The following is a 26991-nucleotide window of genomic DNA, read 5'->3' as shown; positions in this document are numbered from 1 at the left end:
TGGTTGGGGTGGAAGGATTTGAACCCTCGAAATAACGGAGTCAGAGTCCGCTGCCTTACCGCTTGGCGACACCCCAATATATGTACTGATTTATTCAGCTTTATTATTATATCACTATCACGAGTTCATGTCAATAGCAAAAATATATTTTTATATTTTAACTATAATGCCGTGCCTGTGAAAAGCAGCAGCTCCCGAGGATAAAATGACCGACCCCGAGAGCGCGCCTCACATATTAATACATTTTTCTTTCTTCTGACTACCTTTATATAAACGCCGTACAGGCGGCGGTATCAGCGGACAGCAGCTTGACTGCTTCTGTAAACATATTATAACTCTACAAATGTACGAATACAATAACAGAAAAATGCCAGTTTTAAAACGATTCGGTCTATATTTTATTAATTTTTTATTTCATTTTCTTACAATACGGTTAAAATGTTACATATTGATGTCGAAGTTTTTACGTCCTACATATTTAAAAGAAAAGAAAAAAATTCCTCCGAGGGCTTTTCAAGCAATAATAAATGTGCTATAATATATCTATACTGGAAAAATATTCTTTGATCCACCGAAAGTATGCAGGGATCATACTTTTGACACTACTATATTGCGTTTGGAGATCTTGTTATGGACATTAATTCTTACAATTCAGCAAAACAGGCGGCACTGAAAAGATATTTCAGCCGTATGAACGATATGCAGCAGGAGGCCGTTTTCACCGTAAACGGTCCTGTGCTTGTGCTTGCAGGTGCAGGCAGCGGCAAGACCACAGTGATAGTCAACCGTATCGCCAATATGATAAACTTCGGCAACGCCTACTATGATACCACACGGGAGGGAAGTGCCGATGACATCGCATTCCTGAAGGACTACGCCGAGGGAAAGACCGACGATTTCGACACTCTCAGAGACACCGTGGCCGTTGACCCCGTGCGTCCCTGGAATATCCTGGCCATCACCTTCACCAACAAGGCTGCGGGCGAGCTGAAGGAGAGACTCTCCGCCATGCTCGGCGAGGAGGCTCTGAACATCCATGCCTCCACCTTCCATTCGGCCTGCGTAAGAATACTCAGAAGCGAGATAGAAACCCTCGGCTACAGCAGGGACTTCACAATATACGACTCCGATGACAGCCAGCGCATGATAAAGAACGTCATGGGCGAGCTGGATGTATCCGAGAAGCAGCTTGCTCCAAAGGCTGTACTCAGCGAGATAAGCTTTGCCAAGGACAAGATGATAACGCCTGCGGAGATGCGCTCCGACGCAGGTCAGGACTACCGCAAGAAGATGATCTCCAAGCTCTACGCTCTCTATCAGGAGCGCATGAAGACTGCCAACGCAGTTGACTTTGACGATATACTGGTGCTCACAGTGGAACTCTTCGAGCAGTTCCCCGAGGTGCTGGAAAAGTACCGCAGCCGCTTTAAATACATAATGGTGGACGAGTATCAGGACACCAACCATGTACAGTTCAGGCTGGTATCCCTCCTCTCGGGCGGACACCGCAACCTCTGCGTAGTGGGCGACGACGACCAGAGCATATACAAGTTCCGCGGCGCCAATATCGAGAATATACTCGGCTTCGAGGAGCAGTTCGAGGGCGCAAAGGTAATACGTCTCGAACAGAATTACCGCTCCACACAGACCATACTTAACGCCGCAAACTCCGTTATCAGCAACAACAACGGCCGCAAGCCCAAGACCCTCTGGACATCAGGCGAGCAGGGCGACAAGGTATACTGGTACAAGGCGGTCGACGAGACCGACGAGGCCAAGTTCGTTGCGGATACCATACTTGAAAAATACAAGGAGACAGGCCGCTATTCCGACAACGCCGTGCTCTACCGCATGAACGCCCAGTCAAACTCAATAGAGCGTATGCTGGTAAAATGCGGCATACCCTACAGGGTATACGGCGGTATGCGTTTCTACGACCGCAAGGAGATAAAGGACGTTACCTCCTATCTCAGCTTCATAAACAACCATAACGATATGCTGCGCTTCAGACGCATAATCAACGAGCCGAAGCGCGGCATAGGCGATTCAACGCTGACCGTCATAGAGGACATCAGCCGCGATTTGAAAATATCTCCCTTCGAGGTCCTGAAGAACTGCGAGGAGTACGCTCCCCTTTCCAAGAAGGTAACGGCTCTGAAAAGCGCCTACCAGATGTTCGAGTATCTCACCGAGAAGTCCGAGGAGCTCCCTCTGGACGAATTCCTCGATGTTCTCCTTGACAAGACAGGCTATCTGGACAGCCTGAAAACTCTCGAAAACGCAGAGACCAAAATAGAGAACGTGGAAGAGCTCCGCACCTCCATGGTACAGTACACGGAACAGGCAGAGGAGCCCACACTGGGCGGCTTCCTTGAGGAGGTAGCGCTCTATACCGAGGCTGACCGCGACGACGGCAGCGATGACAAGGTAACTCTCATGACCATACACTCCGCAAAGGGACTGGAGTATGAGAATATATTCGTAGTGGGCATGGACGACGGTATCTTCCCCAGCTCACGTTCCTTCGACAGCGAGGACGATATGGAGGAGGAAAGACGTCTTGCATACGTTGCCATAACCCGTGCAAAGAAGCGCCTCTACCTCACCAATGCCAGCCAGCGTATGATATTCGGCCAGACCCAGCGCAACGTCACCTCACGCTTCATGCGCGAGATCGGCAGCGAGCTGGTGGAAAAGCACGACAACGCCGCAGCCATGAAGAAGCACCTTGAGGAGAACGACAAGTCCGTTACAGAGGTTCGCTCCGCAACACTCCAGCAGCAGCTTGCAAGAAGCAAGAAGGCAAGCGCCGCTCCCAAGGAGGCTGTTGCATACGCAGCAGGAGAAAAGGTCTCACACAGCATATTCGGCGAGGGCGTCATAGTTTCCGTGACCCCCATGTCCAACGATTCCATGCTGGAGATAGCCTTCGACAAGGTGGGCACAAAGAAGATAATGGCAAATTACGCGAAGCTGAAAAAGCTCTGATATAAGGAGAACTACCATGAGAAAGACCAAGATCGTATGTACCATAGGCCCTGCTACAGATGACGAGAATATCATGCGCGAGCTCATGCTTGCAGGCATGAACGTTGCACGCTTCAACTTCTCGCACGGCGATTACGAGACCCACGAAAAGCGCTTCCGGGTCATCGAGAAGCTGAGAAAGGAGCTGGATCTCCCCGTAGCTACTCTCCTTGACACCAAGGGTCCCGAGATACGCCTGGGAAAATTCGTTGACGACAAGCCCGTTGAGATACACGACGGCGACACCTACACCCTCACCACCGAGGACGTGCTCTGCGACGACAAGGTGGGAAGCGTAAGCTTCAAGAAGCTCCCCCGCGACGTCAGCATGGGCACAAGGATACTCATAAACGACGGCGTTATCGAGCTCCTTGCAGAGAAGGTCACCACCACTGATATAGTATGCCGCGTTATCCACGGCGGAACCCTCTCCAACAACAAGGGCATAAACGTCCCCGGAGTAAAGCTCTCCATGCCCTACCTCAGCGAGAGAGATATGGACGATCTTGAGTTCGGCTCCAAGATAGGCTTCGACTTCATCGCCGCCAGCTTTGTCCGCACCGCTGCGGATATCAACTACCTCAGGAAGTTCACCCAGAGTCTGGGCTGGTTCGATGTAAGGATAATCGCAAAAATAGAGAACACCGACGGCGTCGAGAACATCGACGAGATACTCGAAGCTGCCGACGGTATCATGGTCGCCCGCGGAGACATGGGCGTCGAGATACCCTTCGAGCAGATACCTGCAATACAGAAATCCCTTATAAAGAAGGGCTACAACGCAGGCAAGCAGGTCATCACGGCTACACAGATGCTGGAGTCCATGATAACCAATCCCCGCCCCACCCGTGCGGAGATAACCGACGTTGCCAATGCACTCTATGACGGCACCAGCGCTATCATGCTCTCAGGCGAGACCGCCGCAGGCGCCTACCCTGTAGAGGCAGTTAAGACCATGGCACTCATAGCCGAGACCACCGAGAACAACATAAACTACAAGGCACGCTTCGCCTCAAGGCGCTCCGACCAGAACGGCACCGTAGCCGAGGCTATCGCCCACGCAACAGTTACCACAGCCCACGACCTCAATGCAAGGGCTATCATAACCGTATCTCTCGGCGGACAGACTGCGAGACTTATCTCGAAGTACCGTCCCAGCTGTCCTATAATAGGCTGTACCATGAGTGAGGTGGTATGCCGCCAGATGAATATGAGCTGGGGCGTTATCCCCTTCATTATCGACGAAAAGACCAATACCGACGACCTGTTCGCCGCAGCCGTTCAGGCAGCGGAGGAACACAGGCTGGTGGAGGACGGCGACCTTGTGGCAATAACCGCAGGCGTACCTCTGGGCGTATCCGGCACCACCAACCTGATGAAGGTCGAAAAGATAGGCAAGTGAAAACGGAGCTTGACGCAAAGATCAGGAGGGCGGAATTCGCCTCCGGAATGGCCATAGCCATAATAGTGGGAATGTCCCTTGTATCGGGGTCCTTTCTTCTGGGCAGGCTCATGATGACCGCGCGTATGGCAGCCATACTTGTCATAGCCGTATTGTTCGTCGCAGGCGGTTTCCGCCGCGGGAACAAGAGCAGGATAATGGGGGCAGCCTTTTCGGTCATGGCCGTTACGGAAGCCGTATCCCTCTGGGATGAACTGTCCTTCCTGCTGACGGCAGACCGTGAGAAGCTCCGCAGCCTGATGTACTACGAGATATCGGAGATCACACATTCTGCCTTTATCGCCGCCGCAGCCCTTATCTGCGCCATGGTGTATATGGGTATGCTGGAACTGAAGCGCCGCAGCACCCTGCTGGTCTTCATCTACGCTCTGATGGCAGCCTGTGCGCTTCCGCTGACTCTTGACCTTGGTCAGACAGTCTGCAATATAACCATGATACTTTCCCTCTGCTTTGCTCCCGAGAACAGGCTCAGCGAAACGAGAACGGGAAGGGCAGGCAGACTGTGCATAACCGTTTTCCCCTTTGCAGCGGTGGGAGCAGCCCTGCTGATGATATTTTCGGCGGCCATACTGCTTATGGCTCCCAGGTCAGACTCCGACAAGCCCGCCGCATCTGCTCTGATGATATATAAGATTCTAACCGCAGCAGGACCCGTTACACTGATCCTGCTCGTTCTGATTTTTCCGCTTGTACTGTTCGACAAGCAGTTCACGAATGATATAAATAATAAGGAGAAAGAGGAAACAGATGAAAAACACAGTGACCGTACGCACCCGGATCCTTGAAGTAATCACAGCACTGCTGATGATAAGACCGACTATATCCATAATATCCGATCTGTACTCATATAACGATCCGGAAATGACAGAGCAGCTCCTGAAATACAGTGTTCCGATGCTTCTTGGCACCATTCCTCTCGCAATTGTGATAATAACGCGGAAATATGACCGTATATGGGCAAAGATGCTGGTGATCCTTTCGGTGGCAGCAAACTTCCTGAGACGCGAGAATGTCAATTATATAAGCAACATAGGCAGGACTCTTAGAGCCTACAGAGACTTAAAATACAGCGCCATTGAAAATTTAGAGTATTTTCTCAATCTGTTTATGCTGTTTTTCAGCATCGCAGCAGGAGTGATACTTATTCTCACGCTGTTCGGAAAAATAAAATGGAAAAAGCGCAACAGTCTGCTGATATACACTTATGTAATGGCAGGTATCACGGCTGTATACGCTCTGAGATCGGGCTTCAGCAACCTCTATTACATGGAGCTCATACTTATCCCCTGTCTTATATACGAATTACAGCCAAAGACCGATGTCAAGGCGGTTATCGGCTGGACAGGCATCATTGCCGCCGCTGTCTCCGATATGGTCTTTGAGTTTATGACTAAAAGAGAGCAGAGCTCCTGCGCAAGTCTGATGGATTATCTTAATGCGGGAGAGCAGTACACCAGGATGAACAGTCTGATCTTCGCAGCAGCTATGCTTCTTATGCCGCTTATACTCTTTGAGCGCAGGGATCCCCTTGAAAGACTTGTGACTGCTCCCGCCGCCGATGAAGATGAAGAGGACGATGAGTCTGAGGAGGACGATACCGACGAAGCAGACGACGAGGATGATTACGAAGAAGATGATGACAATGACGATGAGTCCGACAATAACGACTGACCGCCTTATACTCCGCCCGCTGACACTTGACGATGCAGAAGCGGCTTTTGAGTGGACAGGGGACGAGAGAGTTGCGAAATACATGATATACTCCACCCACGAGAGCATAGAGACCACAAGGGAATGGCTCCGCACGGTAAAGTCAACGGATACGCAGTTCGAGTTCGGCTTTGTCCGCAGAAGCGACAATAAGCTCATAGGCTCGGGCGGTATAAGGCTTCTTGATGACGGCTTCTGGGAGTTCGGCTACAACTCCCGCTATGACTGCTGTGGCATGGGCTACGCCACAGAGGCTTCAAAGGCTATGATAGGATATGTCCGCGGCAGATACGGAGATATCCGTCTGAGAGCCGAATGCGCCGCAGAGAACACCGCCTCCGCTCATGTTATAGAGAAATGCGGCCTTGTATTCAAGGAGTACGGCGAGTATTCAAGCTATGACGGACTAAAGACATTTACATCAAAAATTTACGAAAGCAGGTAATTGCAATGATAAAACACATCGTTATGTTCAAATTAAAGGAAGCCGAGGGCAGAAGCGAGTACGAAAACGCCCTCGAAGCAAAGAAGCGCTTCGATAACGTCATCGCAAACGTGAAGGAGCTGAAAAAAGGCGAGGTAGTCATCAACTCCAAGGACGCTCCCGAGAGCAACTACACTATCTCACTTCTCTGCGACTTCGAGACTATCGCAGACCTGAACGCCTATCAGGTACACCCTGCGCACCTTGAGTTCGGCAAATTCATCGGCACTGTCAGAACAGACAGAGCCTGCATAGACTACGAATACTGAGATGACATTCCCCGTGGCACGCAGCACGGGGATATCATATAAATAACCCACCAAGGGAGGTAGAAAACATGGTAAACGTAAAAGGCAGATGGGCACTCATCACAGGCGCAAGCCGCGGACTCGGCTATCTTTCGGCCATCGAAATGGCAAAGCTAGGCTGTAATCTGGTGCTCCACAGCCGCACTGAGGAGCACTGTGCAAAGGTACTCGATGAAGTAAAGGCACTCGGTGTTGACGCCTACATTGTGACAGCAGAGCTTTCGGACATGAAACAGGTAGAAAAAATGTGCAGAGCCATTGACGAGAGAGGGACAAAGCTCGACATAATACTCAACAATGCAGGACTTCAGATAGCCTACAGAACGGAATATCTGACCACCCCCGCATCGGATTACGACATAAGCTTCAGGATAAACACCACCGCACCGATGATGATATGCTATCATTTCCTTCCCGGTATGAAGGAGCGCGGCTTCGGACGCATAGTCAATACCACCAGCGGTATCGACCTTGAGCCCGAGCAGGCAGGCTATTCCGCCGCAAAGGCTGCTCTCAACAAGGTGACCCGCGACCTCGGCAAGTACTACGAGGGCACGGACGTTACTCTCAGTCTTACGGATCCGGGCTGGTGCAGAACAGACCTGGGCGGTCCCAACGCCCCCAACTCTCCCGAGAGCGCACTTCCGGGAGTAATAGTCGGCGCATTCGTTGACGATAAGAAGTGCGGCCGCATATTCTCCGCACAGGAGTTTACGGGCATGACTCTTGAGGACGCCGTTGCCAGGGCTGAAAAGCAGGCAGGGGTGTATTAATTGAGAATGCAGGGGCGGCGTTTCGCCGCCCGTGCTTTCATTTATGCGCTTGTGGTACACCGAGGGCGTTGTCCCCTGCACTCAGGGAGTTCTATCGTCTGTATTGAAGTCAGACGCGCCATAAACCGTATTTATTTCGATGGATTTGAAAGGAGAGGCAAATGAAAATAAGCAGATTACAGGAAGTTGATATCCGAAAACTATGGAAGCACGAGCAGTATGACTTCTCGGCCTGGCTCGCCGAAGATGAAAACATCGAGCTGCTGAATGAAAAGCTTGGCCTTACTCTCGTCGATATAAATACAGAAGCCTATGTCGGCGCATACAGATGCGATATCGTGGCTGTTGAAGAAACAACGGGCATTAAAGTTATTATCGAGAATCAGCTTGAAAACTCCAATCACGACCACCTCGGAAAGATAATCACTTACGCTTCGGGCCTGGACGCAAAGGTCATTGTCTGGATAGTCAAAGAAGCAAGGGACGAGCACAGAAGCGCCATTGAATGGCTGAACAACAATACCGTTCAGGATATCAATTTCTTCCTGATAGAGCTTCATGCATATCAGATCGGCAACTCCGACTATGCTCCCATGTTTCAGATAGTTGAACAGCCAAACGATTTCATAAAAGAGCAAAAAGGCAAAAAATCAACCGATACAATGAATAAAAGCCAATCAGAAAGGCTTGAATTCTGGACTCTCTTTAACGACCATGTGGTTGAGCGCAACAAACCATTTGCAATCCATAAAGCAAGTTCTATAAGTTGGTACAATATAGCTGTCGGAACAAGCCAAGCGTGTATTAGTGTTTCTCTTGTGAATAAGGATTCTTACATTGGCGTTGAATTATATATTGCTTCTAACAAAGAATTATTTGACAAACTATACGCAGAACATGAAATAATTGAAAAGGAACTTGGCTTTGAAGTCGATTGGCAGAGATTAGACAATGCAAAAGCAAGCAGGATACTATATAAAATCAGTGGCTTGAATTTCGACGATCACAGCAACTATGATGCGCTTATCGAAGAAGCCATTGATAAGGTCATAAAAATGCGCGAAGTTTTCAAGAACCGACTGAAATAAAGGAGAAACCATGAACATCGAAGAATGTATGAGCTTCATAAATTCCTACACCAAATCGGGAGGACGCATCACCGATCTCTCCCGTGCAAGGGAGCTTATGAAGCGTGTGGGCGACCCTCAGGAGCGCCTGAAGTTCGTCCATATCGCAGGCACCAACGGCAAGGGCTCCACCCTTGAATATATCGCAAACGCCCTGCAATTCGCAGGCTATAAGACGGGAAAGTTCACCTCCCCCTTCGTGCTTCATTACACCGACAGGATACGCATAAACGACCGCGAGATAGACGAGGACTCCCTCTGTGATATCGCGGAGTTCGTAAAGGAGCGCGTTGACGATAAGGCATACTCCCAGTTCGAGATAACCATGGCCATAGCCATGCTGTGGTACGAGCGGGAGAAGTGTGATATCGTGGTGCTGGAAACGGGCATAGGCGGCACGCTGGACTCCACCAACGTGATACCTGCGCCGCTGCTTTCGGTGATAACCTCCATATCCCTCGATCATACCGCTCTTTTAGGCGATACCGTCGAGGAGATAGCCTCCCACAAGGCAGGCATAATAAAGAAGGGCTCCGCAGTGGTGCTCTCCGAGGACAATCCCGGCAGCGTCCGCGAAATAGTCCGCGAGACAGCCGGAAGAGCCGGTGCGGAGCTCATACCTCTTGAACCCTGCAAGCCCGCAGCAGACGGCGGCCTGTTTTCTCCGTTTATCTACAGAGGCATAAAGCTTACCCCCGCCATGGCGGGCATACACCAGAAGTACAACGCCCAGACAGCCATAACCGCCTGTATCTACCTGCGCAGCAAGGGCTTCTCCGTTAGCGACAGCGCAATAATAAAGTCCGTTGAGACCACACAGGTACGGGGCCGCGTGCAGTACATCGACGGCGAACCTCCTGTTATCGTAGACGGCGGCCACAACCCCTCGGGAGTGGGAATGCTGGCTCTTATGCTGATGTATCTGAGCACAAGGGGCAGAAAGATATACACCGTCATGGGCATGGTTGACTCAAAGGACTATGTGGAATGTGTAAAGCAGATATCGGGACTTTCCGACAGGCTTTTTGCAGTTGACGGCTTTGCGCCTAACGCTGTGCCTGCGGAGACCATAGCCGATATAGCAGGCTTCCGCACAGAGGCGGAGACGGGAAGTCTTTCCGAATGTGCGGCAAAGGCAAAGGAGCTGGCCCGCGAGAACAACGGTGTCGCAGTAATATGCGGCTCGCTGTATCTTGCCAGCGAATACCTCAACATGGAATAAAGAAAAGGACAAGTTAAAAACTTGTCCTTTTTTAATTATCCTGTATTTGCTTCGACAGTATAGCACCAGTTGTAATTCTTGGCGATACGGTAACCCGCCGAGCCCGTAAAGAAATCATAGATCAGGTCAGTTCAGCGCCTGTTCAAGGGCTTTTTTCGCTGCCTCGATAATACCGTTGGAGCTGTAGGTTGCGCCCGAGCAGGCGTCTATGCCGTCCGCGCTGACCTTTGAGCCTATCTGCGGGATAACCGTATTCACAGCGTCGCCGAAATACTCGGGGTCGTCGTCGTCAGCCCATGCCGAGATACCTGTTATAACGTCATTTTCTATGGAAAGCTTCACATGGACCTTTCCTGCGTAGCCCTCGGCCTCTGCTTCATATTCGCCGTTTCTGTACTTATAGGTCGGCTGGGGCTCGGTCGCAGGAGTCTCCTCATGCTGCTCCTGCTGAGGCTCGTCGTTATGCTCCTCCTGATTTTCTTCCCCTGTGTCTTCCTCCTCGGAGGGCTTTTTTTCCTCCGCTTTTTTGTCTGCTTCGGAGGTCGTCGCGGTAGTTTTTTCAGCCTTATCTGTGACCGCTGTAGTTTCCGTACTGCTTTTCTTGTCCTTTGCGGTAGTTACGGCAGCTTCCGTGACCGCTGTTGTTTCGGCAGGAGCAAATGTGAAAACGGCCACACCGTCCTCGTTGACGGCTGAGGTCTCCGACGGCTTCGTATTGGTATTGCGAGCAGCAATGCCTGCCAGAGCTACGGGCAGCGCGAATGCGCAGGCGCAGACAGTATTGGGCAGGAGCTTCTTCTCGGGCTTTTTATCTGCGATGTAATACTTTCTGACGCGCATCACACCATAGCCGATGAAGACCGCGCTGTATACGAGGATACCGAGGAAATAGCCCTCCCTGCCCTTCTGAGCCTTTGGCAGGAAAAGCACAAGGATATGCACATAGATACAGGCATAGAAAATATAGGCAAGGCGCTGTATCTTCTTCCATGTCTTTCCGTTCATCTTTTTGCGTATCTTCTTGAAGGACATCACGGTCAGCGGCGTCATTATCAGCACCATTGCCAGACATACGATACTTGTGACAACGAAATCCGAACCCGTTCTGCCATTGATAAGATTTGTTATGTACTGAACGCCGAATGTGATGATGTGCGAGAATGTAAGTATGGCCGCTGTTATGGACAGCTCGCCGCGTATGGGCATGAGCTTCTTTATGGGAGCGGAGCCGTTGGGCATAGCTCCCGCCCACATGACAACTGCCCAGAATGCAGTGCCGAGAGCTCCGCGGGAGAATATACCGATAACATAGTCGCGGACAAATCTGTTTGAAATATTAATGTCAGACTGAGTAATAACTACAGATGCCACAGTCAGAACAGCCGCTGAGATATAAAATGCCGCGGGACATTTTTTCAGTGGCTTGTCAAGACAAAAAGCGATAAGGATCGCTATAAAAAGAGCGGTCAAAAATAACATAGCAACTACCTCTTTACAGTATTTGACCTCTGCAGCCGAAGCCGCAGAGGTCATATTTTATCATGGAAATAATAATGATGATCAGTCTTTCTTCTTTCTGAACGTGAATGCAGACGCGCCTGCAAGCGCAAGTAACGCAAGGGGCATTACCGCACCGTTTACGCCTGTTTTCGGACTGTTAGTGCCCGAAGCTGCTGTAGTTTTCTTCTGCTTGCCTGTTGTTGTCTTTGTAGTGGTTGTGGTCTTGGAAGATGTAGTAGTAGTTGTTGTAACGGCAGCCTGTTCGCTTATCTCGAACTCATAGTTCTGCTCATATCCGGTTGCTTCGACTGTGAGCTTGTAATTGCCCGAGCCGTCGAAAACATTCTCCTCCCCCGACTTAGCGTCAAGCTTGATCTCGCCTGTCTGCGAGTCGATAATGGTCACGCCTCGTCTGCCTGTGGCATATCTCTTGCCGCCGACCGTTACAGCCGAGATGTTCTTGAGATAGTTTGCAGCGTCAGTCAGTGAAGCTCCGTCAGCAGCCACAAGCTTGCCGTCGGAATACTTTACGGGGATAGTATCTGTGGTGAGAGTAAAGCTTCCTCTTATGGAAGAATACTTGCCATTGCTGTCAGAGACCGTAAGCGTATAATTACCGGGCTGTGCATTGTTGTAGCTTATTGTATTGCCTGATACGCTGAAGCCCTCTGCTACCTCACCGGTTACACTGTAATCGGAAGGCAAAACGGAATTGTCGAAAGTTACAGAGCCCTTGCCTGATTTTCCGCTTTCAACAGAAAGACTATCCGCAACCTTCAGGGGAAGATAGCCGTCCTGACCAGAAAGAGTGCTGTAGCCTTTGAGTGTGATGAATGTTACCTCAGTGATGGTCTTTCCCTGTGAAGACTTGTAGTGCTCGGAGGAAAGAACGTTGCCGTGAGGCTCCTTTTCCTTGACTCCTGCGCCCCATGCGATCTGTCCGTTTCTCCAGATATTTTCAAGAGCACGCATACCGTAGTCGGTGCCCTCCTTTGTCTTTACGATAACGCCGTAGATATCGCATTCTGAAGGGATACCCTTGACGTTTATCTGATAGTCGCCCCAGTTTGTAAGGCTGGATACTGTCATCTCGCCGCTGAGAGCTTCCTCGCCGTCGGTATCCACCAGCTTGCCGAAGGAAGCGGCGCCGCCCTGCACTGTAACGGGCTTGTATGCCACAGGCTTTTCGGAGAGCTCCGTAAAGCCCATCTTATCGCTGAGTGAGTTCAGATCCTCCGCAGAGATCTCAACGGGGAAAGTTACGCCCAGTATCTTGCCGCTGCCGTTTTCGCCCTCTTCGTTGAATGTACCGGCTGCAAGTCCGCCGTTCTGCCACTTTCCGTCGTCTCCCATGCTTCCTGTACTGTTGCCCTTCCATTTGTTCTGTGTAGCGGAAGAAACTGCGTCAACAGGAACGCTGTTGTTCAGCTCGGCAGCATAGAAATCAGCGTAAGGGATATTCATAGTTCCGTACACCTTGCCGCCGTCGTCAGCGTTTGCAGCCAAGGGCACCGCAGCAAATGCGCAGGCTGCTGCACACAGAATAGATGTGATCTTTTTCATCGTTATTTCTCCTTATGCAAGCTGTGCAGCAAGCTCCTTGAGCTTTGCAAGATCATCGTCAGAGGCAGCCTCGTTTACGATAAAGCCCTCGTCGCCGATAAGCTCTGCGCCTGCCGACTTTGTACGGTCATACCAGTTGCGCATCCATTCGCCGTCGCCCCAGCCGTATGAACCGAAGAGAAGCACCTTCTTGCCCTTGAGTGAAGTCTCGATACCTGTGAAGAAGGGCTCGAAAACGTCCTCCTCAAGCACCTCGGCACCCATTGCGGGGCAGCCGAAAGCAAATGCGTCATAGTCTGCGGCGTTTCCGCTGAACTCCGATACCTCAAAGAGCTCTGCATTTGCGCCCTCTGCGGCTGCCTTGGCCATAGCCTCGGTGTTGCCTGTACCGCTCCAATAAATAACTGCTGTTTTCATATATTTTCCTCCTTGGAAATAGCCCGAAACAGGTTCGGACAGTGTTTTAATCTATCGAACAGGATTGCCCTGCAGCGATCGTAAATTCTGAATGTCTGCCGTGCTTCATCGGCATTTTCGTAGACCTTCCAGTAACCGCACAGCAGACAGTTTCTGCCGCAGTTACTGATAAATCCCCGTATATCTCCTATCGGATATCCGAGAAACGCTCCGATCTCATGGGGAAAGCTGCCGCAGCTCATTCGTCCCGCAAGTATGCTGAGCTTTTCTTTAATGCTCATATCCGCTGTGTAGCCATACTCGGAAAGAAAGCGTCCCACCTGCGGCATACGAAGCCATGCATTGAGCAGCCTTTCATTGTATATATATACCAGCGTGCGCTGTCTGCACTTACAGAGCCGCACGGCGCTGAGTCCGTTTTCGCTGAGCTTTTCCGCATACTCATGCAGGTACTCCGCGATGGTTCTCTCGCTCATATCAAACGAGATAAGATTGGCGCATTTCACTCCCAGAAGCGTGGGAGCGCCGTGGAACGCAAGGCCGCTGTCTATGCTTCTGCGTTCAGCTTCGGACATATTTCCTCCCCTTTATTTCTGATAAAAGCTGTTTCAGCGCACTTACGCTGGAGCTGTGAACGTGCTCAACGGGCACGCCGTTTTTTTCGGAGCTCTTCTTTACGGCTCCCAGCATTTTATGGGAACAGGTCCCCGTGAAAACCACCATAAGATCAGGAGTACCAAGCTTGTTCTCAAAGTCCGCGGGCATCTGGGTAAAAACCTTGGACTTGTGATTGAACGATTTGCAGATATCCTGATAACGTGTTGCCATACGGTCATTGCCGCCGACGATAACTATACTCATATATTCCTCCTTCTGGTGTATTAGTATGAACTAATATTTGTTCAAAACATGGGGCTGTGCGGACGGCAGCTCCACGGACAATATGTGTCCGGCGCCCCGTCCCCGCAGTCCTGAATGTTTTATTTATGGCATTTTCCGTACATCGCACAGTGCTCACAGCCACAGCCGCAGCCGCCTGTGCTCTTTCCGCTTTTTCTGTTCTTTACCATCTTCACAATGATAAGCGCCACTATCGCAGCAAGTATCACTGACAGGATGATAGTTCCGAGATTTGCAGCAAACCATGCGAGCATATAAACACTCCTTTAAGCTTTACGCTTTTACCTTTACATTGCCCTTGAGCTTTGAAGCCTCATGATACTTCTTCACGAAGAGCATATAACACATGAACGCAAGTATCAGAGCTGCCGCGATAACGCCGACGACATTGGACTCACCTGTGAAAAGTCCGCCCAGCTGTGTTATCATAAGAGCCACAGCGTAAGCAAAGCCGCACTGATAAATGATAGCAAAGGCTGTCCACTTAGCGTTGTTCATCTCACGATTGATAGCTCCGATAGCGGCAAAGCAGGGAGCGCAGAGAAGATTGAATACAAGGAATGAGAAGCCTGTGATGCTTGTGAACTTGGAAGCAAGTGTCTGCCATACAGTGCCGTCGCCGCCGCCGTAAAGAACGCCCATAGTGCCGACGATGTTTTCCTTTGCGACCAGACCTGTGATAGAAGCAACGGTCGCCTGCCAGTTGCCCCAGCCCAGAGGCGCGAATATCCATGCAATGCACTTTCCGAAGGACGCAAGGAGAGAGCTGTCGAGCTGGTCCTCTTCAAGCATACCGAAGTTTCCGTCAACTGTGCCGAAGCGTGACAGGAACCATATTACAATTGTGGAAATAAGAATGATAGAACCGGCCTTCTTGATGAAAGACCAGCCGCGCTCCCACATTGAACGGAGCACGTTGCCCAGTGTAGGCATATGATATGCAGGGAGCTCCATAACGAAGGGAGCAGGCTCGCCCGAGAACATAACTGTCTTTTTCAGCATGATGCCCGAAACGATAATAGCCGCCATGCCGATGAAGTAAGCAGAGACAGATACCCATGGCGAACCGCCGAATATAGCACCTGCAATCATAGCGATGAAAGGTACCTTGGCGCCGCAGGGAATGAATGTGGTAGTCATTATGGTCATACGTCTGTCGCGCTCGTTTTCGATAGTTCTGGAAGCCATGATACCGGGAACGCCGCAGCCTACGCCGACAAGCATAGGAATGAAGGACTTGCCCGAGAGGCCGAACTTTCTGAACACACGGTCGAGTACGAATGCGATACGTGCCATATATCCGCAGGCTTCAAGGAAGGCAAGCAGGAAGAACAGTACCAGCATCTGCGGAACGAATCCAAGGACTGCGCCCACACCTGCAACGATACCGTCAAGGATAAGACCCTTCAGCCAGTCAGCTGCGCCGACCTTGTCAAGACCGCTTTCGATCAAGGCAGGTATACTCGGTACAAATACGCCGTAGTCCGCAGGATCGGGCTCATCGCCTATCTCCTCGACTGTTTTCAGCGCTTCTTCATAGTCGGCAACCGAAGCTGTTTCGTCTGTAGTTTCGAGGGTCTCCTCGTCCTCTACCGAGTATGTGAACTCGCCGACGGGAGCGCTGCCGTTTTCCTCAACGTAAGCGTCATAGCCGTCGATTATCTGCTGTGCGCCCGCATATCTTTCGGAAACGTCATCATAGTCTCCCGAAATGCCCAGCAGGTGGAAGCCGTCACCGAACAGATTATCATTTGTCCAGTCGGTAGCCCATGCGCCGGGACCCTTCATAGCGATCAGGTACACAAGCGTCATGACGATCGCAAAGATAGGAAGACCCAGCCAGCGGTTCGTAATGACCTTGTCTATTTTATCAGACGTGGAAAGGCTTCCTGCATTTTTCTTCTTGTAGCAGGCCTTGATAACGTCGGCTATGTAAGTATAGCGCTCATTGGTGATTATGCTCTCGGCGTCGTCGTCAAGCTCCTTTTCGGCAGCTGCTATATCCTCCTCGATGTGCTTATTCACATTTTCGGGAACGCTGAGCTTTTCCAGCACCTTTTCGTCGCGCTCAAAGATCTTGATAGCGTACCATCTCTGCTGCTCCTCTGGCATATCATGAAGAACAGCCTCCTCGATATGAGCGATAGCGTGTTCAACAGGTCCGCTGAATGTATGCTGCGGAATGGTTTTGCCATTCTTTGCGGCAGCTATTGCAGCCTCCGCAGCCTCGTCAACACCCGTCCCCTTCAGCGCGGATATTTCCACTATCTTACATCCCAGCAGCTTTGAGAGCTCTGAAATATTGATCTTATCGCCGTTCTTATTGACGATATCCATCATGTTTACCGCGCAGACAACGGGGATCCCCAGCTCCACCAGCTGAGTGGTAAGATAGAGGTTGCGCTCGAGATTTGTTCCGTCTATGATATTGAGAATTGCGTCAGGTCGTGTTTCTATAAGATAATTTCTTGCAACTACTTCTTCGAGAGTGTACGGCGACAGTGAATATATTCCCGGCAGATCGGTCACGATCACATCGCTGTGCTTTTTCAGCTTTCCCTCCTTCTTTTCAACAGTAACTCCGGGCCAGTTTCCAACGAACTGGTTAGAGCCTGTTAACGCATTGAACAGGGTAGTTTTACCCGCATTGGGGTTTCCTGCAAGTGCTATTCGCAGTTCCATAAGTATCTTCCTTTCAGTTATGTGCAACTAACTAATTGCCAAAAATTCAAGGACTTAACGTCCCCTTCCGCAATTATTCGACCTCGATAAGCTCGGCGTCTGCCTTGCGGAGCGAGAGCTCATATCCGCGCACCTTTATCTCCACAGGGTCTCCCAGAGGAGCTACCTTGCGGACGGTCACTACGGTGCCTTTTGTGAGTCCCATATCCATGATGCGGCGTTTTATTGCTCCCTCGCCGTGAAGCTTTTTGATCTTTGCTGTTGAACCCACAGCTGTTTCTCTGAGTGTTTTCATGCGTTATCTCTCCTTATACCATTATTCTGCGGGCAAGATCAGCGCCTATAGCAACGCGTGATTCCTTGACCCTGACAATTACGCTCTCGCCGAGGATATTAATGAGCGTGACTGTTCCGCCGACTGTGAATCCGAGATTTTCGAGATGCTGACGTATCTCGGGAGAACCTCCCAGCTTCTTGATAGTCAGTTCTTTTTCAGGTTCTGCCAAACTAAGCGGCATCATTTTCTCACCCTTCCATTGAATTATTTGTGTCGGATGCAGAGTTAGTATTAAATAACGTATTTATAATAGCATAGCATTCACACTTTGTCAACTTTTTTAGTCGTACAATTGTAAAGTTTGTATATCATAACAAAATATTTGCTTCTGCTAACCGTTTTTTTGTGCTCAGTCATACCTGTACCGAAGCTCCAATGCGCACTCTGCCGCTGCGGGATCTGTATGCGAAGCAGACGTTTTTGTGTGCCTCGCTTTTACGAAAAAAAGCGCCCGTATAGTGAATATCTCACAAATACGAGCGCACATTTTTGTTAATAACACAGGATCCGATTTTTTCCGCTTCTGATACGGAAAGCCCTGACTATCAGCTGTAATTCTTGGCGATACGGTAATCCACCGAGCCCGTAAAGGGGTCGTAGATTATATCCTCGTTGTCCTCCTTGGCCACAAGATAGGAATTCTTGTAAAACAGCGGCACAAAGCCGTACTGATCCAGTATAGCCTTTTCCGCAGCTGTATAGCTGTTCACCAGATCGTTCACCGAGGAGCTCTTCATTACGTTGTCATAGCCGTCGGCGCTGCCTGCCGCATTTTTCAGGCATTCCTCCTCGGCGAAGCGCTGCAATACCGCAAGTCCGCTGTTGAAGCTGCCCCTGACGGGATAAAGGGCGATGCTGTAATCCCCGCTTGCGATCCTGTCATCGAACTCCTTTGCGGTAAGATCCTCGATACCTATATAAATACCGAGACTGTCCTGCCAGCTCTGGGAAAGGATATGGAGATAGCGGGAATCGACGGTGCTTGAATCCACGATGATCTTCACACTGTCCACGGAGCTCACCTTCAGTTCTGCCTTGGCCTGTTCGAGGAGCTCCTTTGCCTTGCCCGGGTCGTATACGTCGAACTGCCTGTCCGAGGCCAGCTCACGGTAGCTTCTCCCTGCTATATCCACAGCAGGCGGTATTATGCCGTATGCGGCCTTCATATCGCTGCCCAGCTCCTTGTCGAGAGCCTCTCTGTCCACAGCAAGGGCAACTGCCTTGCGCAGAGCGGCATTGGAGTAGAACCTGTCCGCGGGATTGAATATCATACCGAGAGTAGTGGCCTTGCTGCCTGTGATCCTGTACTTTTTCGGGTTATAGCCTCCCACCTTCATAGTGGGGAAGCATTCCGCCTCATCGTCCTTGAAGGCCTGTCTCACCTCGGCGTCGCTGTCCTGTATGGAGAAGCTGACGAAGGTGGGGAGTATCTCGTTCTGCTCGTTCTCATTGACCTGATTTTTGCGCATATAGAGTATATTATTGCTGCCGTAGGGGTCGTAGAACCACTGACGCACATAGAATGGGCCGTTGGACATTACAGACCTGTCGTCAAGTCCGTATCTGCCCTTTGTGGAGTCGAAGAACTCCTCATTGCAGGGATATGCGGCAGGAGATGTCAGCAGGGACAGGAACTCCGCGCAGGGATATTCCAGCGTGAATTCAAGGGTATAGTCGTCCAAAGCCGCAACACCCAGACTGTCCGTCCTGAAGCTGCCCTCCGATACCTGCTTTCCGTTTTTTATGCAGGTAAAATAGCGGATATAGGGCGAGTGCATTTTCGGGTCCAGCAGTCTCCTGAATGCAAAAACGTAGTCATTGGCGGTAACGGGGAAATACTCGTCATCGTCTATGGCGTCGTTCTCGTTCTTGTCAAAGAACCAGTAATTGTCCTGTCTCAGCCTGAAGGTATAGACGCAGCCGTCTGCGGACGTGCTGTAGCTCTCGGCATTGCAGCAACTGATTCCGCCGCTGCTGTCCTTCATCATAAGACCGCTGTAAAGGTTTTTTATCACTGTAGCCGAGGAAGGGTCGCTTGCGAACTGCGGGTCAAGGCTCTTGGGGTCTCCTGACAGAGCCGCGCTGTACATATGTCCCGCGCCGTCGCCCTTCTTGTCTCCTCCGCCGCAGCCCGTGAGCAGACCTGCTCCCATAGCTGTGCAGAGGGCTATGGCATATATTTTTCTCTTTTTCACATTTATCTCCGTTTCTGTTCCGCCCCGAAGGGCATTGCCGCCGTCAGCGGCAGTTATCCGATAATCAAAATATGTCCCCCGAAAACGGGGGACATTACAGCCTTAATTCATGCTTACGGTAACGATGAAGCCGTCAACGTTGTTTCCTGATACCGTATAGGTCTTGTTTGCAGGAACTGGGAGCTCTGTATCTCCCTCAGCGCTGGCAGCAGCGTAGTATATCTGGTAAAGCTTATTGCCGACCGTGACCTCAAGGGGGCTTTCGTTATTATACTCCTTGATCTTGCTGATATACTCCTCGAGGCAGAGTTTATTCTGCTTCATATAAATCGCATGGGGCACGCCCACATACCTGTAGGTATACTCTCTCTGGCGCTCCCCCGTAACCGAGTCCTTACCCTCGGGGAAGCGGACAACGAAGCCGTATTCAGCGGCGTGCTCGTCTATCCAGCCGTAAACGCCTGTAGGCATATAGTAACCCGAGCTTGAACCGTCCGTGGGGAAGATGCCTATATCGAAGCTCCTGCCCGTATGGTAATCGGAAAATCCGCCCTGGAACTGGGAATTGCCGTTGTAGTACTTATCGCTCTGCTCCTCTGCGGTGCGGTAAGCTCCGATAACATAGATATCGGAATTGCTCTCGGCCTCATAGAAGCCGTCCATGAGCAGGTTGAGGTGATCCAGTGTCTCCGTATCCAGCTTTGTAACCAGATCGCTTACATGGTAATGTGCGTCATCGTGGTTATAGTAGATGGTCTCCAGCTCTGTATCGCCTTCGATGAATTTATATTCGTGGTCTGAGTTGACGAGGATGAGGTTTCCTCTGTTAACGTCATCAGCCTTATGTACCTCTGTGGTATACTGTGACTCCGAGGGCTTCTGTCCGTCGGGAGTGCCTGTTATAAGCGAGCTGGTCTCATTGCTTGATTCGAGGTTATCAACAATGGAGGACTGCTGCGTATTATCTATAATAGTGGTCTGTGCCTGTTTAGCGGAGTTCTTTTTCTTGCCCTTGTTCGAACAGCTCTTACAGCAAGAGCCGAGCACAACGATGAGAACGACAAGAACCAGTACCACCGCAAGGAGTCTGTCGTATCTAACCTTATAGCGTTTAGATACTCTGTCTCTTTTGCGGTTTCTGCGCTTATCTCCGTTAGCCATAAAACGAAATCGCTCCTTAAAGTATATTCGGTAATAATCGGAACAGCCGACTGAATAAGAGGGATGTCTGACTGTCTGCGTATATACGCCGCACCTATTGTGCGGGATCTTTCCCTGAATTGCTCCCCAAGCGTATCCATATATCACATTTTATTCATAATCAGTATTATATCACATTTTTTTGTACTTGTAAAGTGTTTTTTTGATTTTTTGCACTAATAATTCATGAAAATTTGCACATTGTGTACTAAGCGGAATGAAATGTCCACAAAATTCTACTGTTCATCAGGCGACAAAGCCCGCCTTCTGTACTCCGAGGGAGTGCAGTTCTTATGCTTTTTGAACTGCCGCATGAAGTAGGACTCGCTGTCGTAGCCGCAGTCCACAGCTATCTCCGCTACGGACTTATCGGTATCCTTCAGCAGCTCCGCAGCCCTGAGCAGGCGGCTCTCGATGACGTCCTGACGGAAGGTGACGCCGAATGCGGCGAAATACAGCCTGTGAAAGTAGGTGCGGCTTATCTGCATATCCTCGCACATCTCGTCCACCGACCAGCTGTTGACAGGGGCGTCATAGATATTCCGTCTCAGCTTGACCAGCTCGCCGTAGCGCGGTATCCTCTCCTCGGGAGACGGTGGGATATCCTCCGCCGCGTCGCTCATGGCGATGAATATGGTCCTCATGGACAGCTCCATGAACTCGCTGAAGTGCTTTCCCCTGTGCATGGACTGGGACTGCATGGAGCGCAGGGCTCCTGATATGACGAAATCGTCCTTCAGCTCTATGGGGATATCCTGAGGCAGGTTCATAGAGGCGATATACTGTCTGTCGGCAGCCGATGTACGGAAGCTGACAAGGTCGTATCGCAGGGACTTGCCCTTCAGCGGGCGGAAGCTCTGCTTGTAGCCGCTGGTGAGCAGGGCAACAGAGGCGCCGTCGGTACGCAGGGACTCGCCGCTGTCCATATACATAACGGGAGACCTGAACAGGAGGAGCACGGGATCAGCGCCCAGCTCTCCGCCGAAAGCGGTATCGCGGCGGCAATTAAGCTGTATACGGTTGATCTTCATAAGCGTCCCTCCTTCCGGATCAAATGATGATATAGATTATTATAGCATAAACTGAACAAAAATGCAACAGGCAGCAGGGGGCAGTGTGAGCATCGCCCATGCAACCAAAAAAGGGGCAAGCGCCCCTTTTTACGCATTATTCGGCAGTGTCCGCCATTTTTACAGCCTTCATCATGATAGCGCACTCGAGACGCTTCTTTTCGAGCTGACATGAGATCTTGTGTGCCGTTCTGATATCGCCCATATACTGGTAGTTATTGGCGTTGCAGCCGCCGCTGCAATAGAACTTCGCCCAGCACTCGCGGCAATCGGGCTTTGAGTAAACATGAGCCCTTGCGAAGTCCGCCTTCATCTCCTGATCGAAGGTGCCCTCGTCGATATTGCCCATCTTGTACTCGTCTATGCCTACGAACTGGTGACAAGGGAAGATATCTCCGTCGGGAGTAATAGCCACATAGTCGTTTCCGCAGCCGCAGCCTCTCAGGCGCTTGATCGCGCAGGGGCCCTGATCCAGATCAAGCATGAAGTGGAAGAAATTGAACTTCTTTCCCTTCTTCTCATTTTCAAGGAGCTGTAAAGCCAGCTTCTCGTACTCCGCAAACACAGCAGGAAGATCCTTTTCGGTGAGGGCATAGATATCGTCGTCGCCTACAACAGGCTCAACGGAGATCTGGTCAAAGCCTGCCTCATTAAGGGCGAATACGTCATTTGAGAAGTCAAGGTTCTTGTTGGTAAAGGTGCCTCTCACATAGTATTCCTTGTCGCCTCTGCCTGCCACAAGCTTCTTGTACTTGGGCATGATGATATCATAGCAGCCCTGTCCGTTGGGAAGAACGCGGAAGTAGTCGTTTACTTCCTTTCTTCCGTCTACGGAGAGAACAACGTTTGACATTTCGCGGTTTATGAAGTCTATCTTATCGTCATCGAGAAGAAGTCCGTTTGTGGTGATAGTGAAGCGGAACTTCTTGTTATATTCCTTTTCGCGGCTCCTTGCATACTCCACAACCTGCTTCACCACATTGAAGTTCATGAGGGGCTCTCCGCCGAAGAAGTCCAGCTCAAGGTTGGGACGGTCTCCCGAATTCTCAAGGAGGAAGTCTATGGCGTGCTTGCCTGTCTCAAAGGACATAAGCTTTCTGCCCTTGCCGAAATCGCCTGTGGAAGCGAAGCAATACTTGCATCTGAGCTGGCAGTCATGGGCTATATTCAGGCACATGGCCTTTACGGGAGAAGCTACCGAATACTTCGCATACTTCTCGTAATCGTCCTCGGAGAAGAGTATCTTGTCGTTGTAGAGCTCCACTATCTCGGCATAGCAGTCGCGGATATCATCGGGAGCATAGGACTTTGACAGCTTGTCCACAACGGACTGCGGACATTCGGCTTCAAAGGGGGGCTCCACATTGTCGAGAAGGTCGTATGTGAGCTCGTCCACAAGATGGACTCCGCCGCTGTTTACATCCAGGACTATATTCAGTCCGTTAAGCTTATATTTATGTATCATATCTTTACCCTCTGTTCAAAAAATATGAGGCAGCATTTTCATACTGCCTCGGCTGTTCTTAGCTCTGAGCTTATCTCTCGCACTTCTGGTTAGCAACTGTGCAGGATGTCTTGCAAGCTGACTGACATGAAGCCTGGCACTTGCCGCAGCCGCCCTTCTGAGCAGATTCCTTGAGATTAGCCTTATTGATAGTCTTGATATGTTTCATTTTTTTACCCTCCATAGGAATATACGGCACGCCGCCGCAGAATAGTTTCTAATATTATATCATATAATCAGCTTCAATGCAATAGTTATTGAAAATAATTCATTTTTTTACATTATCCTGCATTGAGGCTGTCGAAAACGAAGTTGTATATATCCACGTAGGTACCGTCGGTATAGTGGAGACCGTCAACGGTGGCAAAGCCGTTCCACATGAGGAAGGTGTAGGAATCCAGGAAGGTTATCCTGCTGTCCAGACCGTTTGCCATGTTGCTGTTGAACTGCTCTATCCTGCTGTTGAGGTAGCGGTAATTGCCGTCGCAGGGATTTACCGAAAGCACAATGACAGTGTTGTTGTCCAGGAACTCATCGGGCAGGCCGTTGTAGAGTCTGAGATAAGCGCCGCTGTCAAGGTCGTTTACGCCCAGGTTGATTATGACCGTCTTGTCGCGTATCTGACAGATGCGGTCGTAGTTGTTCCTGAACAGGCTTATGCCTGCGCCTACCTTGCCGATATAGTCGATATCTATGCCTCTTGCCATGCCCACTGTACGGGAGTCGCCCACCCAGAACCACTCGGCATACTCGCTGTCGATGCGGGGCATGGTGTACTCGAAGCTCTGGGGCTCGGGTACGGGAGGAGCCTCCTCCTGTACGGGGGCGGCAGGGCTCCCGTCACCGTCGTTGTTCTCCGGAGCCTTTTCCTCCTCGGTAACGCGCTGCTTGAAACCGTTCTTCTCAAGGAAGTCGGTAAGTATGGCGCCCTCATCGCTGGACGAGGACCACGCGTAGTAGCAGAGTATCAGGGAAGCGTCCACCGCGTCAACATTGCTGTCGCCGTTAAGGTCTGCGGCTGCCTCCTGATAGGAATAGAGCGGGGACTCATGTCCCGCGGATGTACACGCATATGCAGCAAGTGCGGCGGAAGCGTCGGTTGCGTCAACATTTCCGTCGCCGTTGATATCACCGATCATAAACAGTCCTGCCTCACCGTGGGCGGGGATACCCGCTGCCGAAAGGGCAAGCACCGCAGAAGCGGCAAAGCTCATAAGCGTTTTCTTTTTCATAAATTACTCCTTTTCACTGGTCAAGCTCAATAAGAAGCTCGAAATCCTCATCGATCCTCTGTTTAAGCTCTTCGATCCCGGCGCATTTGCGGTTCATCAGCTCGTAATCGCTGTAGACCTCTTCCCTGCCGATCTCCTCGGTAAGGGCGTCTATCTGCGCCTGAAGGTCGTCGATTTCCTTTTCAAGGCGTCTCATTTCGTTTTTTCTCGCAGCGTCCGCGCTTCTCTGCTGCTTGCTGCGATAGCTCTTTGCAGACTTCTCCTTGGCGGCCTCAGCGGCCTTCTGCTGCTTTTCCGCGTCAGCAGCCCTTCGTTCTGCCGCCTGCTCCTCACGGAGCACGTCCAGGTACTTTTCAAAGCCGTAGTTGTGAAGTCTGTATGTGCCGTCCGTGAGCTCGATAAGTCTGTCAGCGATCTTGCTGAGCAGGTAGCGGTCATGGCTCACGAAAATGACCGTACCCGTATATTCAGCCAACGCCTCCTCGATAGCCTCCTTTGAGCTGAGGTCGAGGTGGTTGGTAGGCTCGTCAAGTATAAGAACGTTGCCGTGCTCCTGCATCATTATGGCGAAGCAGAGCTTGGCGCGCTCACCGCCGCTTATGACTCCCGTCTCCTTGAAGACGTTCTCGCCCACGAGTCTCACCTGAGCCAGCAAATTGCGGACCTCCAGATCAGACATGAGGGGATAGCGGCTGTGGAGCTCCTCCATTACCGTGAGCTCCTTATTAAGGTTGGTGCTCTCCTGCTCGAAGTAGGAGATCTTTATATTGCTGTTCCAGCGGACGATCCCCTTGTGTGGCAGCTTCTCCTGTATTATGCGGAGGAGAGTGGATTTTCCGATGCCGTTGTCACCGATGATACCCACCTTTTCGCCTCTGCGCACTTCAAAATCTATGCCGTCAACGAGGGTCTTTCTTGCGCTTCCCTCTCCCACGGAGATATCCGCGCCCTTGACCTTCAGCACGTCCAAAGGAGGCTCCACGGCATATGTAAAGCGGATCTTCGCATTCTTTGTCTCGTGGACGGGGCGCTCTACGCGCTCCATTTTCTCCAGCTGCTTTCTGCGGCTCTGAGCCATTTTCGTAGTGGAGGCACGGACCAGGTTCCTTGCGACGTAGTCCTCAAGCTGGGCTATCTGCTTCTGCTGGATCTCATACTCCTTCTCGCGGCGTGCGTCGTTCTCCTCCCTCTGGCGGACGAAGGCGGTGTAGTTGCCCTTGTAGCGGGTCAGAACTCCCCTTTCTATCTCGCATATGGAGGTACAGAGCCTGTCAAGGAAGTATCTGTCATGGGATACTATCAGCACGGCGCCCTTGTATGAGCGGAGGTAATCCTCCAGCCACATGATGGTCTTGAAGTCCAGGTGGTTGGTAGGCTCGTCCAGTATCAGCAGGTTAGGCTCCTCAAGGAGCAGCCTTGCAATGGACAGACGGGTCTTTTCGCCGCCGCTGAATCCCGAGACGGTGCGCTCAAGCTCCTCTCCCGAGAAGCCCATACCGTTAAGCACCATGCGTATCTTCACATCGGTATTGTAGCCGTCGTTGGCCTCTATCCACGATGAGAGCTGCTGGTACTCGTCTGCGGCGGAATCGTCGCCCGTCTCTATTTCCAGCTCTATCTCCCTGAGACGGTCGATAGCTCTGCGGACAGGCTCAAAGACGCTGCGCATCTCCTCGATGACGGTGTTCTCGCTGTTGAGGCCGCCCATCTGCTCCAGATAGCCCACTGTGGTCTTGGCAGCCATCGATATGACGCCGTCCTTTTCCGTGAAGCGGTCGGGCTCTACCGAACCTGTAAGTATCTTCAGCAGGGTGGACTTTCCGCAGCCGTTCCTGCCGACAAGTCCGATCTTGTCGTTCTCGTCGATAGTCAGCGACACATTGCAGAGCACCTGCGCTCCGTTATAGAATTTATTGACATTGGTTAGGCTTGCAAGCATAGTGAATTTCCTTTGCTTCTGCCGGTATGCACAAAAAAATGATGCTTTCTTTGTGCAGGCTGCAGTTATATAACCTTATCATACCATGTTCTGCCGAAAATGTCAACTGTCACGGTAAATATAATTGGCAGGTCATTTCAGGGGGATTTTATACATACTTCATCAAGAAACGGCTATTTTCCGCAGCTTTTGCAATTAAAATGAAAAAAACCTCCCGCTGGGGAGGCCTTTTCCGAGGGATAATGAATAAAAATGAGAGAGTCTATAAAAATCGTCCTGCACTAAACGGCTCCTGAAGCCGTGGCCGTAATTGCTGCAATGAGCGCCTATACCCAGCGC

At 50.8% G+C, this 26991-nt stretch carries 25 protein-coding genes and 1 tRNA gene; 9 read left to right on the top strand and 17 right to left on the bottom strand.

Annotated elements, in window-relative coordinates; translation table 11 throughout:
- Window positions 1–76 (bottom strand) — tRNA-Gln (locus Q0Y65_RS13745).
- A 554-nt stretch (window positions 77–630) separates the two neighbouring features.
- Here Q0Y65_RS13745 and Q0Y65_RS13740 point away from each other — a divergent pair.
- The 9 genes from Q0Y65_RS13740 to Q0Y65_RS13700 all read left to right on the top strand — a co-directional run bounded on the left by Q0Y65_RS13740 (window position 631) and on the right by Q0Y65_RS13700 (window position 10113).
- The gene (locus Q0Y65_RS13740) at window positions 631–2988 is read left to right on the top strand and encodes an ATP-dependent helicase (protein WP_297960980.1); all 2358 of its coding nucleotides are present in this window, start codon (window positions 631–633) and stop codon (window positions 2986–2988) included.
- Between the two features lie 16 nt (window positions 2989–3004).
- A complete protein-coding gene (pyk, locus tag Q0Y65_RS13735) occupies window positions 3005–4429 on the top strand; it encodes a pyruvate kinase (protein WP_297960977.1) in 1425 nt (474 codons plus the stop codon).
- Window positions 4426–5274, top strand: coding sequence for a hypothetical protein (locus Q0Y65_RS13730; protein WP_297960974.1), 849 nt, complete (start codon window positions 4426–4428; stop codon window positions 5272–5274). The genes pyk and Q0Y65_RS13730 overlap by 4 nt, the downstream gene beginning before the upstream one ends.
- Window positions 5237–6160 carry a hypothetical protein gene (locus Q0Y65_RS13725; RefSeq protein WP_297960971.1) on the top strand — a complete coding sequence of 308 codons (924 nt, stop codon included), beginning with the start codon at window positions 5237–5239 and terminating at the stop codon, window positions 6158–6160. Before Q0Y65_RS13730 ends, Q0Y65_RS13725 begins: the two co-directional genes overlap by 38 nt.
- Window positions 6108–6644 (top strand): GNAT family N-acetyltransferase, encoded by a 537-nt coding sequence (locus Q0Y65_RS13720; protein WP_297960968.1) that lies wholly within the window; start codon window positions 6108–6110, stop codon window positions 6642–6644. Before Q0Y65_RS13725 ends, Q0Y65_RS13720 begins: the two co-directional genes overlap by 53 nt.
- Window positions 6645–6649: 5 nt before the next feature.
- Entirely contained in the window at window positions 6650–6952 is a 303-nt protein-coding gene (locus Q0Y65_RS13715; protein WP_297960965.1) for a Dabb family protein, read from the top strand.
- A 68-nt stretch (window positions 6953–7020) separates the two neighbouring features.
- Window positions 7021–7764, top strand: a complete 744-nt coding sequence (locus tag Q0Y65_RS13710) for an SDR family oxidoreductase (RefSeq protein WP_297960962.1) — start codon at window positions 7021–7023, stop codon at window positions 7762–7764.
- A 161-nt stretch (window positions 7765–7925) separates the two neighbouring features.
- Window positions 7926–8852, top strand: coding sequence for a DUF4268 domain-containing protein (locus tag Q0Y65_RS13705; RefSeq protein ID WP_297960959.1), 927 nt, complete (start codon window positions 7926–7928; stop codon window positions 8850–8852).
- A gap of 10 nt (window positions 8853–8862) precedes the next feature.
- Window positions 8863–10113, top strand: a complete 1251-nt coding sequence (locus Q0Y65_RS13700) for a folylpolyglutamate synthase/dihydrofolate synthase family protein (RefSeq protein ID WP_297960957.1) — start codon at window positions 8863–8865, stop codon at window positions 10111–10113.
- A 126-nt stretch (window positions 10114–10239) separates the two neighbouring features.
- On the opposite strand, the gene Q0Y65_RS13695 is transcribed toward Q0Y65_RS13700, so the two are convergent.
- The 16 genes from Q0Y65_RS13695 to Q0Y65_RS13620 all read right to left on the bottom strand — a co-directional run bounded on the left by Q0Y65_RS13695 (window position 10240) and on the right by Q0Y65_RS13620 (window position 26652).
- Window positions 10240–11592: an FMN-binding protein gene (locus Q0Y65_RS13695; RefSeq protein ID WP_297960954.1), complete on the bottom strand. Its 1353-nt coding sequence runs from the start codon at window positions 11590–11592 to the stop codon at window positions 10240–10242.
- An 81-nt stretch (window positions 11593–11673) separates the two neighbouring features.
- Entirely contained in the window at window positions 11674–13176 is a 1503-nt protein-coding gene (locus Q0Y65_RS13690) for an NPXTG-anchored protein (protein ID WP_297960951.1), read from the bottom strand.
- A gap of 12 nt (window positions 13177–13188) precedes the next feature.
- On the bottom strand, window positions 13189–13593 hold the full coding sequence (locus tag Q0Y65_RS13685; RefSeq protein WP_297960949.1) for a flavodoxin: 405 nt from the start codon (window positions 13591–13593) through the stop codon (window positions 13189–13191).
- Entirely contained in the window at window positions 13590–14168 is a 579-nt protein-coding gene (locus Q0Y65_RS13680) for a DUF3793 family protein (RefSeq protein WP_297960946.1), read from the bottom strand. The genes Q0Y65_RS13685 and Q0Y65_RS13680 overlap by 4 nt, the downstream gene beginning before the upstream one ends.
- Window positions 14155–14454, bottom strand: coding sequence for a DUF2325 domain-containing protein (locus tag Q0Y65_RS13675; RefSeq protein ID WP_297960943.1), 300 nt, complete (start codon window positions 14452–14454; stop codon window positions 14155–14157). The genes Q0Y65_RS13680 and Q0Y65_RS13675 overlap by 14 nt, the downstream gene beginning before the upstream one ends.
- A gap of 119 nt (window positions 14455–14573) precedes the next feature.
- Complete coding sequence (locus Q0Y65_RS13670; RefSeq protein ID WP_297960940.1) at window positions 14574–14747, bottom strand: FeoB-associated Cys-rich membrane protein; 174 nt, start codon at window positions 14745–14747, stop codon at window positions 14574–14576.
- A gap of 19 nt (window positions 14748–14766) precedes the next feature.
- Window positions 14767–17175 carry a ferrous iron transport protein B gene (gene feoB, locus Q0Y65_RS13665; protein WP_297960937.1) on the bottom strand — a complete coding sequence of 803 codons (2409 nt, stop codon included), beginning with the start codon at window positions 17173–17175 and terminating at the stop codon, window positions 14767–14769.
- 73 nt (window positions 17176–17248) lie between these two features.
- Window positions 17249–17470, bottom strand: a complete 222-nt coding sequence (locus tag Q0Y65_RS13660) for a ferrous iron transport protein A (RefSeq protein WP_297960934.1) — start codon at window positions 17468–17470, stop codon at window positions 17249–17251.
- A gap of 13 nt (window positions 17471–17483) precedes the next feature.
- Window positions 17484–17681: a FeoA family protein gene (locus tag Q0Y65_RS13655; RefSeq protein ID WP_363293568.1), complete on the bottom strand. Its 198-nt coding sequence runs from the start codon at window positions 17679–17681 to the stop codon at window positions 17484–17486.
- 376 nt (window positions 17682–18057) lie between these two features.
- Window positions 18058–19707, bottom strand: a complete 1650-nt coding sequence (locus Q0Y65_RS13650) for a peptide ABC transporter substrate-binding protein (protein WP_297960929.1) — start codon at window positions 19705–19707, stop codon at window positions 18058–18060.
- A gap of 102 nt (window positions 19708–19809) precedes the next feature.
- Window positions 19810–20868 carry a M15 family metallopeptidase gene (locus Q0Y65_RS13645; RefSeq protein ID WP_297960926.1) on the bottom strand — a complete coding sequence of 353 codons (1059 nt, stop codon included), beginning with the start codon at window positions 20866–20868 and terminating at the stop codon, window positions 19810–19812.
- A gap of 275 nt (window positions 20869–21143) precedes the next feature.
- Window positions 21144–21938 (bottom strand): AraC family transcriptional regulator, encoded by a 795-nt coding sequence (locus Q0Y65_RS13640; RefSeq protein ID WP_297960923.1) that lies wholly within the window; start codon window positions 21936–21938, stop codon window positions 21144–21146.
- Between the two features lie 136 nt (window positions 21939–22074).
- Window positions 22075–23442, bottom strand: coding sequence for a thioether cross-link-forming SCIFF peptide maturase (gene scfB, locus Q0Y65_RS13635; protein WP_297960920.1), 1368 nt, complete (start codon window positions 23440–23442; stop codon window positions 22075–22077).
- Window positions 23443–23512: 70 nt separating this feature from the next.
- Window positions 23513–23650 carry a six-cysteine ranthipeptide SCIFF gene (gene scfA, locus Q0Y65_RS13630; protein WP_019679123.1) on the bottom strand — a complete coding sequence of 46 codons (138 nt, stop codon included), beginning with the start codon at window positions 23648–23650 and terminating at the stop codon, window positions 23513–23515.
- Between the two features lie 112 nt (window positions 23651–23762).
- Window positions 23763–24713 carry a dockerin type I domain-containing protein gene (locus Q0Y65_RS13625; protein ID WP_297960917.1) on the bottom strand — a complete coding sequence of 317 codons (951 nt, stop codon included), beginning with the start codon at window positions 24711–24713 and terminating at the stop codon, window positions 23763–23765.
- A gap of 13 nt (window positions 24714–24726) precedes the next feature.
- Window positions 24727–26652, bottom strand: a complete 1926-nt coding sequence (locus Q0Y65_RS13620) for an ABC-F family ATP-binding cassette domain-containing protein (protein WP_297960914.1) — start codon at window positions 26650–26652, stop codon at window positions 24727–24729.
- Window positions 26653–26991: the final 339 nt, after the last annotated feature.

Source organism: uncultured Ruminococcus sp., assembly GCF_947301925.1.
Taxonomy (GTDB): domain Bacteria; phylum Bacillota; class Clostridia; order Oscillospirales; family Ruminococcaceae; genus Ruminococcus.
This window is presented reverse-complemented; position numbering and strand designations above follow the sequence as displayed.

Coding starts and splice junctions, on each gene's coding strand:
- Q0Y65_RS13740 (WP_297960980.1), top strand. CDS start 631: ATGGACATTAATTCTTACAATTCAGCAAAACAGGCGGCACTGAAAAGA.
- pyk (WP_297960977.1), top strand. CDS start 3,005: ATGAGAAAGACCAAGATCGTATGTACCATAGGCCCTGCTACAGATGAC.
- Q0Y65_RS13725 (WP_297960971.1), top strand. CDS start 5,237: ATGAAAAACACAGTGACCGTACGCACCCGGATCCTTGAAGTAATCACA.
- Q0Y65_RS13720 (WP_297960968.1), top strand. CDS start 6,108: ATGATTACGAAGAAGATGATGACAATGACGATGAGTCCGACAATAACG.
- Q0Y65_RS13715 (WP_297960965.1), top strand. CDS start 6,650: ATGATAAAACACATCGTTATGTTCAAATTAAAGGAAGCCGAGGGCAGA.
- Q0Y65_RS13710 (WP_297960962.1), top strand. CDS start 7,021: ATGGTAAACGTAAAAGGCAGATGGGCACTCATCACAGGCGCAAGCCGC.
- Q0Y65_RS13705 (WP_297960959.1), top strand. CDS start 7,926: ATGAAAATAAGCAGATTACAGGAAGTTGATATCCGAAAACTATGGAAG.
- Q0Y65_RS13700 (WP_297960957.1), top strand. CDS start 8,863: ATGAACATCGAAGAATGTATGAGCTTCATAAATTCCTACACCAAATCG.
- Q0Y65_RS13695 (WP_297960954.1), bottom strand. CDS start 11,592: ATGTTATTTTTGACCGCTCTTTTTATAGCGATCCTTATCGCTTTTTGT.
- Q0Y65_RS13690 (WP_297960951.1), bottom strand. CDS start 13,176: ATGAAAAAGATCACATCTATTCTGTGTGCAGCAGCCTGCGCATTTGCT.
- Q0Y65_RS13685 (WP_297960949.1), bottom strand. CDS start 13,593: ATGAAAACAGCAGTTATTTATTGGAGCGGTACAGGCAACACCGAGGCT.
- Q0Y65_RS13680 (WP_297960946.1), bottom strand. CDS start 14,168: ATGTCCGAAGCTGAACGCAGAAGCATAGACAGCGGCCTTGCGTTCCAC.
- Q0Y65_RS13675 (WP_297960943.1), bottom strand. CDS start 14,454: ATGAGTATAGTTATCGTCGGCGGCAATGACCGTATGGCAACACGTTAT.
- Q0Y65_RS13670 (WP_297960940.1), bottom strand. CDS start 14,747: ATGCTCGCATGGTTTGCTGCAAATCTCGGAACTATCATCCTGTCAGTG.
- feoB (WP_297960937.1), bottom strand. CDS start 17,175: ATGGAACTGCGAATAGCACTTGCAGGAAACCCCAATGCGGGTAAAACT.
- Q0Y65_RS13660 (WP_297960934.1), bottom strand. CDS start 17,470: ATGAAAACACTCAGAGAAACAGCTGTGGGTTCAACAGCAAAGATCAAA.
- Q0Y65_RS13645 (WP_297960926.1), bottom strand. CDS start 20,868: ATGGCTAACGGAGATAAGCGCAGAAACCGCAAAAGAGACAGAGTATCT.
- Q0Y65_RS13640 (WP_297960923.1), bottom strand. CDS start 21,938: ATGAAGATCAACCGTATACAGCTTAATTGCCGCCGCGATACCGCTTTC.
- scfB (WP_297960920.1), bottom strand. CDS start 23,442: ATGATACATAAATATAAGCTTAACGGACTGAATATAGTCCTGGATGTA.
- scfA (WP_019679123.1), bottom strand. CDS start 23,650: ATGAAACATATCAAGACTATCAATAAGGCTAATCTCAAGGAATCTGCT.
- Q0Y65_RS13625 (WP_297960917.1), bottom strand. CDS start 24,713: ATGAAAAAGAAAACGCTTATGAGCTTTGCCGCTTCTGCGGTGCTTGCC.
- Q0Y65_RS13620 (WP_297960914.1), bottom strand. CDS start 26,652: ATGCTTGCAAGCCTAACCAATGTCAATAAATTCTATAACGGAGCGCAG.